At 67.9% G+C, this 12,588-nt stretch carries 10 protein-coding genes; 2 read left to right on the forward strand and 8 right to left on the reverse strand.

Going from position 1 to position 12,588, the window contains the following annotated elements; genetic code table 11:
• Nucleotides 1-51 precede the first annotated feature (51 nt).
• The 3 genes from PLC66_RS12030 to PLC66_RS12040 all read right to left on the reverse strand — a co-directional run bounded on the left by PLC66_RS12030 (nt 52) and on the right by PLC66_RS12040 (nt 4,711).
• Complete coding sequence (locus tag PLC66_RS12030; protein WP_324540683.1) at nt 52-1,026, reverse strand: quinone oxidoreductase family protein; 975 nt, start codon at nt 1,024-1,026, stop codon at nt 52-54.
• A 56-nt stretch (nt 1,027-1,082) separates the two neighbouring features.
• The gene (locus PLC66_RS12035; RefSeq protein ID WP_324540685.1) at nt 1,083-2,288 is read right to left on the reverse strand and encodes a phospholipase A; all 1,206 of its coding nucleotides are present in this window, start codon (nt 2,286-2,288) and stop codon (nt 1,083-1,085) included.
• A 128-nt stretch (nt 2,289-2,416) separates the two neighbouring features.
• Entirely contained in the window at nt 2,417-4,711 is a 2,295-nt protein-coding gene (locus PLC66_RS12040) for an NADP-dependent malic enzyme (RefSeq protein WP_324540686.1), read from the reverse strand.
• Between the two features lie 362 nt (nt 4,712-5,073).
• Here PLC66_RS12040 and PLC66_RS12045 point away from each other — a divergent pair, with 362 nt between their 5' ends.
• On the forward strand, nt 5,074-5,853 hold the full coding sequence (locus PLC66_RS12045; RefSeq protein ID WP_324540689.1) for a ParA family protein: 780 nt from the start codon (nt 5,074-5,076) through the stop codon (nt 5,851-5,853).
• Nucleotides 5,854-5,944: 91 nt separating this feature from the next.
• Here the strand turns inward: PLC66_RS12045 and PLC66_RS12050 are convergent, their stop codons facing one another.
• The 4 genes from PLC66_RS12050 to PLC66_RS12065 all read right to left on the reverse strand — a co-directional run bounded on the left by PLC66_RS12050 (nt 5,945) and on the right by PLC66_RS12065 (nt 9,859).
• Nucleotides 5,945-6,349, reverse strand: coding sequence for an FKBP-type peptidyl-prolyl cis-trans isomerase (locus tag PLC66_RS12050; RefSeq protein WP_324540691.1), 405 nt, complete (start codon nt 6,347-6,349; stop codon nt 5,945-5,947).
• A gap of 148 nt (nt 6,350-6,497) precedes the next feature.
• The gene (alaS, locus tag PLC66_RS12055; RefSeq protein ID WP_324540693.1) at nt 6,498-9,119 is read right to left on the reverse strand and encodes an alanine--tRNA ligase; all 2,622 of its coding nucleotides are present in this window, start codon (nt 9,117-9,119) and stop codon (nt 6,498-6,500) included.
• An 85-nt stretch (nt 9,120-9,204) separates the two neighbouring features.
• Entirely contained in the window at nt 9,205-9,618 is a 414-nt protein-coding gene (locus tag PLC66_RS12060; RefSeq protein WP_324540771.1) for a type II toxin-antitoxin system VapC family toxin, read from the reverse strand.
• Complete coding sequence (locus tag PLC66_RS12065; protein WP_324540695.1) at nt 9,608-9,859, reverse strand: ribbon-helix-helix protein, CopG family; 252 nt, start codon at nt 9,857-9,859, stop codon at nt 9,608-9,610. Before PLC66_RS12065 ends, PLC66_RS12060 begins: the two co-directional genes overlap by 11 nt.
• A 124-nt stretch (nt 9,860-9,983) precedes the next feature.
• Between PLC66_RS12065 and PLC66_RS12070 the strand changes: the two genes are divergently transcribed.
• The gene (locus tag PLC66_RS12070) at nt 9,984-10,535 is read left to right on the forward strand and encodes a cob(I)yrinic acid a,c-diamide adenosyltransferase (RefSeq protein ID WP_324540697.1); all 552 of its coding nucleotides are present in this window, start codon (nt 9,984-9,986) and stop codon (nt 10,533-10,535) included.
• A gap of 43 nt (nt 10,536-10,578) precedes the next feature.
• Here the strand turns inward: PLC66_RS12070 and PLC66_RS12075 are convergent, their stop codons facing one another.
• Entirely contained in the window at nt 10,579-12,588 is a 2,010-nt protein-coding gene (locus tag PLC66_RS12075) for an ATP-binding cassette domain-containing protein (RefSeq protein WP_324540699.1), read from the reverse strand.

Raw genomic sequence — 12,588 nt, forward strand, 5'->3', positions numbered from 1 at the left:
AGCCTCGAATACGTCCCGGCACCAGACGGTCCGATCCTGACACCCGGCTCTTCACGGCAGCAGCACGGTCGAACCCGTGGTCCTGCGCGCTTCGAGATCCCGATGCGCCTGGGCCGCATCCTTGAGCGCGTAGCGCTGCAGGATCTCGACCTTCAGCTTGCCGCTGCTCACCACCTCGAACAGGGACGCGGCGCGCTCGACCAGTTCCTCGCGCGTGGCGATGTAGTCGGGCAGGCCGGGACGGGTCACATAGACCGAACCGGCCTTGTGCAGCAGTGCGCAATCGAAGGGCGCCACCGGCCCGGTCGCGTTGCCGTAACTCACCATCGTGCCGCGCCGACGCAGGCAGGCGACCGAGCCGAGGAAGGTGTCGCGACCGACCGAGTCGTACACCACCGCCACGCCCGCGCCGCCCGTCAGCGCCCGCACCCGCTCGGGGAAGTTCTCGCGCGAGTAGATGATGACGTCGTCGCAGCCCAGCGCACGCGCACGCTGCGCCTTGTCGTCGTTGCCGACGGTGCCGATCACGGTGGCGCCGAGCAGCTTCGCCCACTGCACCAGGATCGAGCCCACGCCGCCGGCCGCCGCATGTACCAGGATGGTCTCGCCCGCCTTCACCGGGTAGGTGGAATGCAGCAGGTACTGCGCGGTGATGCCCTGCAACATCATCGCCGCCCCCTGCTCGAAGGACAACGCGTCGGGCAGCAGCACCAGATGGCGAGCGGGGATGTTGCGCACCTCGGAATAGGCGTCGAGCGGGCCGTTGGTGTAGGCCACGCGGTCGCCCACGCGCACCTCGCTGACGCCCTCGCCCACCGCCTCGACCACGCCCGCGCCCTCCATGCCGAGACCGGACGGCAAAGGCAGCGGATAGAGTCCGCTGCGGTGATAGGTGTCGATGAAGTTGAGCCCCACGGCGTGGTGGCGCAGGCGCACCTCGCCGGGGCCGGGCGGCGGCAGCTCGACCGCCTCCCACTGCAGGACTTCGGGACCGCCGGTGCGGTAAAAACGGATCGCATGGCTCATGCGTGACCTCCTCGTCTCTCATTGCGCCGCCCCGCGGGCGGCCTTGTTCGGGGCGCTCAGCGTACCAGCGAAATCCCCAGCCGGTACTGGGTGTCCTTGTTCTGGTCGTATTCGAGCAGGGTCTCGCCGTAGCCCTTGAAGGCCTGCAGGTGGACGAAGGCACCCACGCCCGAGAACACGCTGCGCCGCAACGGATAGGACAGGTCGTACTGGGTGCCGATCTTGCCCTCCGTGCCGCGCCGGATCAGCGTCGACAACAGCAGCCCGTCGTCGCGCCCGAGGCGCAGGCCCAGCTCGGCATGGCCGCGGTAGCGGGCGATGTCCGGATTGTCCTCGCGGTCGAGGTAGGACCAGAACTTGGGGGCGATGCCCAGATAGGTCGCGGACTCGCCAAGCCTCAGGCGCGCATCGGCCCGCAGGAACAAGGTGTCGATGCTGCGCGAGGGCACGTCCTCCTTACCGTTCGATTCATGCTCGTAGCCGCCCGACAAGGCCAGCGCGCCGCGTCCTTGCGGATCGTCGAGGGTCCACCGGTAAAACAGCGAGGGCCGGAAGCTCGAATCGCGAAAGGGCTTCGACTCCGACTGCAAGTCCCATAGCGAGGTCTGGGTAAAGCCGAAGTACACGCCGCCCGCCACCGGAAGGGTTTCAGCGACAACGCCCTGCGTGTCGAAGATGCGATAGCGGAAGCTGAACTGGAAGCGTGCGCTCACCGGGTCCTTGCCGCCGACGAGGAAATACATCGGCTCATGAAAGCCGATTGCCGAAGGCTCCACCGCCGCCACATCGGCGATGAGCTCGCTCGCCTGTCCGGTCGGCACCCGCGCAGGCGCGGCCTCGGCTGCGGCCGTCGTCGGATCGGGCGTCACGGCAGTGGCCGCCACCCTGGAGGGGTCGGCATCGAGCAGCAGGCGTGCCGCGGGGTGGTCCGCCAGCGCGAGCGTCGCCACGCCCGCCACCTCGGCCGGCCAGCGCCCGAAGTAGCGGCGCTGGCGCGCATTCGCCTGCGGCCTGCCGATCGCCACCAGCTCGAGCGCGATGGCCGGGCCGCCCTCGCGCCGCTCGATGCGCGCCGCCAGGCGCGCGGGCCAGTCCGCCGCCCTGCCCTCGCCGATGAGGATCACCTCGAAGCGCTGGCCAGGCAGGACCTGCGGCGTGCTCGCCGCCAACAGCCAGTCGGCGGCGATCGCTTGCGGTGCAGCAACAAAGAGCGCGCAGGCAAGGAGCAGTGCGCGCATCGAGGACGAGCTCGGATTCATCATCGGACACTTCCTCCACGACACAAACGAAGCGGGGCAGCCCCTCGCAGGACTGCCCCGAACCTGCATCGCTGCCGCCATGCCTGGCAGCCGCGCAGGGGTGGCGCGCACCACGTGCCACCCCTGCCGCATCAGGCGCTGGCGTTGCGCGACTCCTTCGCATCCACCACCGCTAGCGCGGTCATGTTGACCAGGCGGCGCACGGTGGCCGAGGGGGTCACGATATGCACCGACTTGGCCGCGCCGAGCAGGATGGGCCCTACCGAGACGCCATCGCCGTTGGCCATCTTCATCAGGTTGAAGGAAATGTTGGCGGCATCGAGGTTGGGCATCACCAGCAGGTTGGCCTCGCCCTTCAGGCGCGAATCCGGATGCAGCTTGTCGCGGATCTCCTGCGACAGCGCGGCATCACCGTGCATCTCGCCGTCGACGTTGAGGTCGGGCGCGGTGGCATGCAGGATCTCGCAGGCGCGGCGCATCTTGCGCGCCGAGGCCGAGTTCGAGCTGCCGAAGTTCGAGTGCGACAGCAGCGCCAGGCTCGGCTCGATGCCGAATCGACGCAGCTCGTCTGCCGCCATGCGCGCGATCTCGGCGACTTCGTCGGCGCTCGGGCTCTCGTTCACATAGGTGTCGGTGATCGCCAGCATGCGTTTGGACAGCAGCAGCAGGTTCATCGCCGCAAACTGCTTGGCGCCCGGCGCCAGGCCGATGACGTCCCGCACCTGCTTGAGGTGGTAGTCGTAGGTGCCGACGGTGCCGCACACCATCGCGTCGGCGTCGCCGCGGCGCAGCAGCATGACGCCGATCAGCGTGGTGTCGCGACGGACTCGGGCCTTGGCCACGTCGGGGGTCACGCCGTCTCGGCTCATCAGCTTGTAGTACTCGGTCCACAGCTCACGGTAACGCGGATCGGACTCCGGATTGATGATCTCGAAATCGCGCTCGGGCACCAGGTTGAGACCGATCTTCTTGATCCGCATCTCGATGACTTCGGGACGACCGATCAGGATCGGACGTGCCAGGCCCTCGTCCAGCACCACGCGCACCGCGTGCAGCACACGCTCGTCCTCGCCCTCGCAGTAGATCACGCGCTTCTGCTCGGGCGGCACGGCCTTGGCTGCCGAGAACACCGGCTTCATGACGATGCCGGACTGGTACACGAAGCCGGTCAGGCTGGTGATGTAGGCGTCGAAGTCCTCGATGGGCTTGGTCGCCACGCCGGATTCCATCGCCGCCTTCGCCACCGCCGGCGCGATCTTGACGATCAGGCGCGGGTCGAAGGGCTTGGGGATGATGTACTCGGGGCCGAAGCTCAGCTCCTGGCCACCATAGGCGCTGGCGACGATGTCGCTCGCCTCGGCTTCGGCCAGCTCGGCGATCGCCTTCACGCAGGCGAGCTTCATCTCCTCGTTGATGGTGGTCGCGCCGACGTCGAGCGCACCCCGGAAGATGAAGGGGAAGCACAGCACGTTGTTGACCTGGTTCGGGAAGTCCGAACGGCCGGTGGCGATGATGCAGTCCGGGCGCACCGCCTTGGCGTCGGCCGGCAGGATCTCGGGGTTCGGATTGGCGAGCGCGAAGATCAGCGGCTTGTCGGCCATCTTCGCCACCATCTCGGGCTTGAGCACACCGGCCGTCGACAAACCGAGGAAGACGTCGGCGCCGACGATCGCGTCACCCAGGGTGCGCGCATCGGTCGTCTGCGCATAGCGCGCCTTGGTCGGCTCCATGTTCGGTTCGCGACCCTCGAAGATGACCCCCTTGGAGTCGCAGACGAAGATGTTCTCGCGCTTGACGCCAAGGCTGACCATCAGGTCGAGGCAGGCGATCGCCGCCGCGCCCGCCCCCGAGCACACCAGCCTGACCTTGTCGATGTCCTTGCCGATGACCTTGAGCCCGTTCAGCAGGCCGGCCGCGGAGATGATCGCGGTGCCGTGCTGGTCGTCGTGGAAGACCGGGATCTTCATGCGCTCGCGCAGCTTCTTCTCGATGTAGAAGCACTCGGGCGCCTTGATGTCCTCGAGGTTGATGCCGCCCAGCGTGGGCTCGAGGGCGGCGATGATGTCGATCAGCTTGTCGGGGTCGTTCTCTGCCAGTTCGATGTCGAAGACGTCGATGTTGGCGAACTTCTTGAACAGGCAGCCCTTCCCTTCCATGACCGGCTTCGAGGCCAGCGGGCCGATGTTGCCCAGGCCGAGCACCGCCGTGCCATTGGTGACCACCGCCACCAGGTTGCCGCGGCTGGTGAGCTCGAAGGCCTCAGCCGGGTCGGCGACGATCGCGTCGCAGGCCGCGGCGACGCCGGGCGAGTACGCGAGCGCGAGGTCGCGCTGGTTGGTGAGGCCCTTGGTGGGCACGACCGAAATCTTGCCGCGCGTGGGCGAGCGGTGATAGTCGAGTGCTGCGGCGATGAAATCCTGATCCATGTTCTCCCCTCTACAATTCGTGAGGTCTGTTTTTGGCAACGCGGGCGACAAGTCGCCCACAGGGCAGCGTCGGGCCGGGACGGCCGCGCGCCGTGTGCATCGTTCGGGATGTTCTCTGGAAAATGATGTTGTTGTTTTCTGCGCCTCGGGCGGCACAGGAACGACCTCGATTGACGTCGCGGCAGTTTAGCGCAGCCACCCCCGCTTTGGCATCGCGCGCCGCTGATCCGCCCCATCACGCCAAGGCATCATGGCCAGCCAGCGCGCCGCATCCGCCCCCGACAGGGGTGTCTTTTTGGCAGAATGCGGGCTCCGGACGCGCCGAACGCAGCGCGTTGCGCACACGAACAGGGGAGAAAGGCATGCGGCGAGTGGTGTTCAATCAGAAAGGCGGGGTCGGCAAATCGACCATCACCTGCAACCTGGCAGCAATCAGCGCCCAGCAGGGCAAGCGCACCCTCGTCGTCGACCTCGACCCGCAAGGCAACTCCACCCAATACCTGCTCGGCGCCGGCGGCGAGAACCTCGACGCCACCCTGGCGGACTTCTTCGACCAGACCCTCAACTTCAAGCTCAACCCGCGCGACACCGAGGAGTTCGTCGTCGCCAGCCCCTTCGCGGGGCTGCACGTGATGCCCTCTCACCCGCAACTCGAGGAGCTGCAGGGGAAGCTCGAGTCGCGCTACAAGATCTACAAGCTGCGCGACGCCCTCGAGGAGCTGGCGAAGGATTTCGACTGCGTGTACATCGATACCCCGCCGGCGCTCAACTTCTTCACCCGCTCGGCCCTGATCGCGGCCGATGCCTGCCTGATCCCCTTCGACTGCGACGAATTCTCGCGCAAGGCGCTGTATTCGCTGCTCGAGAACGTGCAGGAGATCAAGGCCGACCACAACCGTGGCCTGCAGGTCGAAGGCATCGTGGTCAACCAGTTCTTGCCGCGCGCCAGCCTGCCGCAGAAAGTGGTACAGGAGCTCATCGACGAGGGCCTGCCGGTGCTGCAGCCCTACCTGTCGGCCTCGGTGAAGATCAAGGAGTCGCACGAGCAGGCCAGGCCGATGATCCACCTCGACCCCAGGCACAAGCTGTCGCAGGAGTTCGTCGCCCTGCACGACACCCTGGTGCGCAAGTACGGGACCTGAGGGGACGCGCGCTCGGCCGCAGGGCGACGCCCGTGCGGAAAGGGCCGGAGTCAGCCCGAACGACCGCCAGCCGACCTCGCGCGCAACACCCTCAGCGCTTGACCTCGAGCAGCTCGATCACGAAGGTCAGCGTGCTGTCGGGCGGAATCTTGCCGGCCACGCCGCGGCTACCGTAGGCGGTCTCGGGCGGGCACACGATGCGCACCGCGCCGCCCGGCGACATCTGCTGCAGCACCTCCTGCCAGCACGGAATCAGCGCCTCCAGCGGCAGCTCCGCCGGCTGGCCGCGATCGTAAGAGCTGTCGAACGCCTTGCCGTCGGCGAGCGTGCCCTGGTAATGGACGCGCACCACGTCGGCCAAGGTCGGCGAGCGGGGGGAGCCATCGCCCTGGCGATAGGTCTGGACGGCGACACCCGAAGGCAGGGTCACGGACTCGGGACCGGCAGCCTGGGCCGCGGTGAGCGCAAGCAGGGCAAGCAGGACTAGGTGGCGCATCGATCACTCCAATTGAACCTCGCGGCGTGCGTTCCGCGGCAGGACATGGATCGCCTGCGACCGCCGCTCGCCGGGCGCAGGCACTTCAGTACGCTTCGGGCCCTGCGTGCGGCGCAGCCCTCACGCCACTCGCAGGGCCGGCGGGCGCTCACAGCTTGCCGGCGACCCACTCCTTGACCCCCGCCAGCGCCGCCGCCAGGTTCTCTGGCTGGGTGCCACCGGCCTGGGCCATGTCGGGGCGGCCACCGCCCTTGCCGCCGACCTGCTGGGCGACGAAGTTGACCAGCTCGCCGGCCTTGACCTTGGCCGTGTAGTCGGCGGTGACGCCGGCGATCAGGCTGACCTTGCCTTCGGCCACGCTCGCCAGCACGATCGCGGCCGACTTGAGCTTGTCCTTGAGCTTGTCCATGGTGTCGCGCAGGGTCGGCACGTCGGCGCCTTCGAGCACCGCGGCGAGCACCTTGAGGCCGCCCACCTCCACCGCCTGGTTCACGAGCTCGTCGCCCTGGCTGGCGGCGAGCTTGGCCTTGAGACGGGCGAGCTCCTTCTCGAGCATGCGCACGTTGTCGAGGATGCCGGCGACGCGCTCGGCGACCTCGTCGGGCTGAACCTTGAGCAGCGCCGACATGCCCCGCACGCGGCGCTCCTGCTCCTGCGCGTAACGCAGCGCGTTCTCGCCGGTGATCGCCTCGACGCGGCGGATGCCGGCGGCGACGCCGCCTTCGGACACGATCTTGAACAGGCCGATGTCGCCGGTGCGCGCGACATGGGTGCCACCGCACAGCTCCTGCGTGCTGCCAATCGACAGCACGCGCACCTCGTCGCCGTACTTCTCGCCGAACAGCATCATGGCGCCGGTCTTCTGCGCCGCCTCGAGGGCCATCAGCTCGGCCTTGGTGTCCGTATTGGCGAGGATCTCGCGGTTGACGAGCTCCTCGACCTCGCGGATCTCCTCGGCGCTCATCGGCCCGGTGTGGACGAAGTCGAAGCGGGTCTTGTCGGGATCGACCAGCGAGCCCTTCTGCTGCACGTGGGTGCCGAGCACCTCGCGCAGCGCCTTGTGCATCAGGTGGGTGACCGAGTGGTTGCGTGCGGTGGCGGCGCGCGCGGCGACGTCCACCCGGGCGGTCACGCCCTGCCCCACCGCCAGCTTGCCGGTGCGCACCACGCCGTGGTGGCCGAATACCGCGGCCTGGATCTTCTGCGTGTCTTCCACGCCGAAGATGCCGGCGGCGCCGCGCAGTTCGCCGCGGTCGCCAACCTGGCCGCCGGATTCTGCATAGAACGGGGTATGGTCGAGCACGACCACGCCCATCTCGCCCTCGAGCAGCTCATTGACCGGGGCGCCGTCCTTGTACAGCGCGAGGATGTTGCCCTTTTCCTCCAGCAGCTCGTAACCGTGGAAGGTGGTCTCGGGGCCTTCGTACTCGAGGTTGGCCGCCATCTTGAACTTGCCGGCGGCGCGCGCCTGCTCCTTCTGGCGCGCCATCGCGGCGTCGAAAGCGGCGGCATCGACGGTCACGCCACGTTCGCGGCAGATGTCGGCGGTGAGGTCGAGCGGGAAGCCGAAGGTGTCGTGCAGCTTGAAGGCAGTGTCGCCGTCGAAGACCTTCTTGCCGGCGGCTTCCATCGCGGCGAGCTCGGACTCGACGATCGCCATGCCGTTCTCGATGGTGGCGAAGAAGCGCTCTTCTTCCTGGCGCAGCACGTCCATGATGCGGCGCTCACCGTCCTTGAGTTCGGGATAGGCGCTGCCCATTTCGCCGACCAGGTCCGGCACCATCTTGTGGAAGAAGGCGGCGCGCGCGCCGAGCTTGTAACCGTGGCGGATGGCGCGGCGGATGATGCGGCGCAGCACGTAGCCGCGGCCCTCGTTACCCGGGATCACGCCATCGGCGATCAGGAAGGAGCAGGCACGGATGTGGTCGGCCAGCACCTTCAGCGAGGGCGAGTCCATGTCGGCACTGGAGGTCTCGCGCGCGGCCGCCTTGATCAGCGCCTGGAAGAGGTCGATCTCATAGTTGGCGTGCACGTGCTGCAGTACCGCCGAGATGCGCTCGAGGCCCATGCCGGTGTCGACCGAGGGCTTGGGCAGCGGATGCATCACGCCCTGCTCGTCGCGGTTGAACTGCATGAACACGTTGTTCCAGATCTCGATGTAGCGGTCGCCGTCTTCCTCGGGCGATCCCGGGGGGCCGCCCCAGATGTGCGGGCCGTGGTCATAGAAGATTTCGGTGCACGGGCCACAGGGGCCGGTGTCGCCCATCATCCAGAAGTTGTCGGACGCATAGCGCGCGCCCTTGTTGTCGCCGATGCGGATCACCCGCTCCGCCGGCACGCCGACTTCCTTGGTCCAGATGTCGTAGGCCTCGTCGTCCTCGGCATACACCGTGACCCACAGTTTCTCCTTGGGCAGCTTGAAGACCTCGGTGAGCAGCTCCCAAGCGTACGAAATCGCATCGCGCTTGAAGTAGTCGCCGAAGCTGAAGTTGCCCAGCATCTCGAAGAAGGTGTGATGGCGCGCGGTGTAGCCGACGTTCTCGAGGTCGTTGTGCTTGCCGCCGGCGCGCACGCACTTCTGCGAGGTGGTGGCGCGGGTATAGGGCCGCTTGTCGAAGCCGAGGAACACGTCCTTGAACTGGTTCATGCCGGCGTTGGTGAACAGCAGCGTCGGGTCCTCGTGCGGCACGAGCGAACTCGAGGCCACGATCTGGTGGCCCTTGGATTCGAAGAACTTGAGGAAGGCGTCGCGGATTTCGGCGGATTTCATGAAGGATCCAGAGGAGAGAGATGTTTTTTCGCGGTCGGCACGAGACTACTTCAGCATCGACCCGGATGAAAACCCGGTGCTGCGCTCAATGAGCCTTGTCGCGTAGCGGATTGTTGAGCCAGGCACCGTCCGGCAGGCGGTAGATGTCGAAATCGCTGTCGATCGACAGTACGTCACGGCAGCCGGTCTGAATGGAAAGCTGCACCACCGAGGCATCGGCAAGGTCCATCGGGCGGTCGCGATACTTGTCGATGAGGCCGGCGACTGCGCCGATGCAGCCCTGCTCCAGCTCGGCGATCGCCAGCCCCCCGCGATCGATCCAGCTCAGCAGGCGCAACTGCGCATCCACGCTGTAACGCAGCAGATGCATGACCTCGGTGAGCACCGGCCAGGTCGTCACCAGTGCCAGCTCGTTACCGCGCAGGAAAGACACGCACACCTGATGGTGCCGGTCGGCCGGATTGAACAGCGCCAGCAGAGGCCCCGCATCAACGATCATGCTTCGCACGCAGCGACTCCGTCAGGTAGTCCTTGCGGCGCTCGGCGAGATCCGTCGGTCCGGCGTCGGCGCCGCCGAAGAGATCCTTGCCGAGCTCGTAAGGCGTCTTGCGCGGTGCGATGCGGGCGAGATATTCGCGCAAGCTCGCTTTCACCAGCTCGCTCTTGCTGCGGCCTGTCTGCGCGGCGGCGCGCGCGAGTTCGGCCTCGAGTTCGGGGTCGAGCCGGATCGACAGGGTCATGGCGAGAGCCTCTTGTAATACAAAACGTATCGCATCGTATGCCGCACTCGAATCGAAGTCAATTTCAGCGCCGGCGCCTATAATTGACGCTCACGTCAACCAACGAACGGGACACGAGCACACCATGGGTAACCGCCTCTCAAAGATCTACACCCGCACCGGCGACGCCGGCACCACCGGCCTGGGCGACGGCAAGCGCGTCTCCAAGAACAGCCTGCGCATCCACGCCCTGGGCGAGGTGGACGAGACCAACGCCATCGTCGGCCTGCTGCTGTGCGAGGAACTGCCGGAGGAAGTGCGCGCGCTGCTGACCAACGTCCAGCATGACCTCTTCGACCTCGGCGGCGAGGTGTGCATCCCGGGCATGAGCATGATCACCGACAAGCAGGTGACGCATCTCGAGGAAGAACTCGACCGCTTCAACGAGCCGCTCGAGCCGCTCAAGGACTTCATCCTGCCCGGCGGCACCCGCGCCGCCGCCTACGCGCATCATGCCCGCACCGTGTGCCGGCGCGCCGAGCGCGCGCTGGTGGCACTGGCGCTGGAAGAGGCGGTCAATGACGCCCCGCGCCAATATCTGAACCGCCTCTCCGACCTGCTGTTCGTGCTCGGCCGTGTGCTCAACCGCGCCGGCGGCCGCGGCGACGTGCTGTGGCAGAAGCGCAAGAACGCCTGATCGCTCCCGTCGTCCGGCCCCACCCCGCCAGGGCCGGACGGCCTCAAGCCTGATCGGTGCCGCGGGCGCGGGTCATCGCGGAAGCCGTGTGCTCGAAGCGACCGCCCGCCTGGTGCGCTGACTGCCCCGCTTCCTGATCACCTTCCCGATCCCATTCGCGGCCGCCCTCCTCCCCGCTCACCGCCTGCGCCGCAAGCAGCTCGCGGAACAACGCGGACGTCTGCGCCAGCTCCCACGCCCGCCCCACCGCCTCGATACGCCCGCCGCGCATCAGGATGACCTCGTCGAAGCGATCCAGCAGGTGCAGCCGATGCACGGAGGACACCAGCGCGGCGTCGGCAAAGTGGGCGAACAGGCGCTGGTACACCCGCGCCTCCGTCTCGGGGTCGAGGCTGCTGGTGGGCTCGTCGAGCAGCAACAGGCTCGTGCCCTCTGCGGCGAGTGCGCCACGTGCAAGTGCCAGGCGCTGGCGCTGGCCGCCCGACCAGTTGGCGCCGCCTTCCACCACCCGCGTCTGCAACCGCTCGGGCAGGCCTTCGACCACGATGTCGGCGCAGGCTGCATGCACCGCCGCATCGATGCGCTCGGGCGAGACAGCGTCGCCGAGCAGCAGGTTCTCTGCCAGCGTACCGTCGAACATCTCGGCCTGCTGCGGGATCAGCGTCGCCAGCGCGCGCAGCCGGCCCGGCATGTCGTGGTCGGCTTGACCATCGAGCAGCAGGCGCCCGGCCGCGGGCGAATCCAGCCCGGCCAGCAGGCGCAGCAAGGTGGTCTTGCCACCACCGCTCGGGCCGACCAGCGCATAGCGCCGGCCGCGCATGAGTTCCAGGCGATCGAGTTCCAGCGCCGCCGCGCGCGCATCGCCATGCGCGAAGCGCACGCCCTCGAGCGTCAGGGCCTGCCAGCGCGGGGCGGCGGAGGCCTCGGCGGAGGCCGCTTCGGACGGTGAGGGCGCGACACTCGTCTGCGCAGCCGTAAACAGCGGCTCGGCCGCGGCATAGTTGGCGCGCTGGCGGGCGAGCGACTGGAAGTGGGCGGCGATCGCGGTGATCACGCCGCCGGCCTGCTGCGAGTACTCGTACACCATGAACACCTTGCCGAGCGCGATCGTGCCCGCCGCGGCCGCTGCACCGCCCGCCGCCGCGCCGAAGGCGAACACGCCGGCGGCCTCGGCCGCATACACGCCGACCAGCACGCACCACAGCGCGCTGGCGAGCAGGTCCACCGAGCACCACTTGGCCTCGTTCAGCACGATGCTCTTCTTCAGCGGCCCGAACACCGCCTGCAGGCGCTCGCCGATCAGCCGCGCCACCCCGGCTCCGCGGCGCAGTGCGAGCACCGACAGCACGTTGCCGAGCACGTCGACCAGCGTCGCCGAATACGCGCGCTCGGCACGGTTCTCGTCCACCGCGATACGCATCATCACGCGGTCGAAGCGGGTGATCAGCAGGCCGATCAGGCCGTAGCCCACTGTCGCCACCGCGCCCACCAGCGGCGAGATCAGCCACAGCGCGACGATCGGCCCGACCAGGCGCACCGTGTTCTGCAGGTAGATGAACTGGCTCTGTGCGAAGTCGTAGAGCGCGTTGGTGCTCTGCTGCACGCGGTGGGTGGTCTCGCCTGAATGATGGCGTTCGTGCCAGGAGAGCGGCGCTGCGAGCAGCCGCCCGACGAGCAGCGCCGACAGGCGCTCGCGCACCTTGAGCGCAACGTTGCGCTCGAGGATGCGGCCCGGCCCGTGCAGCACCCAGCTCGCGACGATGGCGGCGAACACCATCGCCAGCCAGCGCGCGGCCTCGTTCATCGCCTCCAGTCCGCCGGACTGGATCAGGTTGATCGCATTGCCCGCCAGCCAGGGCACCGCGAGCTTGAACAACTGCGACGCGAGCAGCAGCAGGAAGGCGAACAGCAGCAGATGGCGCGCGCCCGCGGCGTGCTGCCAGAGCGCGCCGTACAAGGCCCCCAGGCTGACCGGGCGTTCGGGTGCCGGCTGCGGCGGAGCTGCGCCCGTCGGGGCGCCGACGGCAGGCTGGGCGAAAGGGGCGTCGGACAT

Origin of the sequence: Thauera sp. (genome assembly GCF_035444905.1) — a bacterium.
In the GTDB taxonomy this organism is placed as follows: Bacteria; Pseudomonadota; Gammaproteobacteria; order Burkholderiales; family Rhodocyclaceae; genus Thauera.

Excerpts from the sequence above, each read along its gene's own strand:
- PLC66_RS12030 (WP_324540683.1), bottom strand. The coding sequence starts at position 1,026 with ATGAGCCATGCGATCCGTTTTTACCGCACCGGCGGTCCCGAAGTCCTG.
- PLC66_RS12035 (WP_324540685.1), bottom strand. The coding sequence starts at position 2,288 with ATGATGAATCCGAGCTCGTCCTCGATGCGCGCACTGCTCCTTGCCTGC.
- PLC66_RS12040 (WP_324540686.1), bottom strand. The coding sequence starts at position 4,711 with ATGGATCAGGATTTCATCGCCGCAGCACTCGACTATCACCGCTCGCCC.
- PLC66_RS12045 (WP_324540689.1), top strand. The coding sequence starts at position 5,074 with ATGCGGCGAGTGGTGTTCAATCAGAAAGGCGGGGTCGGCAAATCGACC.
- PLC66_RS12050 (WP_324540691.1), bottom strand. The coding sequence starts at position 6,349 with ATGCGCCACCTAGTCCTGCTTGCCCTGCTTGCGCTCACCGCGGCCCAG.
- alaS (WP_324540693.1), bottom strand. The coding sequence starts at position 9,119 with ATGAAATCCGCCGAAATCCGCGACGCCTTCCTCAAGTTCTTCGAATCC.
- PLC66_RS12060 (WP_324540771.1), bottom strand. The coding sequence starts at position 9,618 with ATGATCGTTGATGCGGGGCCTCTGCTGGCGCTGTTCAATCCGGCCGAC.
- PLC66_RS12065 (WP_324540695.1), bottom strand. The coding sequence starts at position 9,859 with ATGACCCTGTCGATCCGGCTCGACCCCGAACTCGAGGCCGAACTCGCG.
- PLC66_RS12070 (WP_324540697.1), top strand. The coding sequence starts at position 9,984 with ATGGGTAACCGCCTCTCAAAGATCTACACCCGCACCGGCGACGCCGGC.
- PLC66_RS12075 (WP_324540699.1), bottom strand. The coding sequence starts at position 12,588 with ATGTCCGACGCCCCTTTCGCCCAGCCTGCCGTCGGCGCCCCGACGGGC.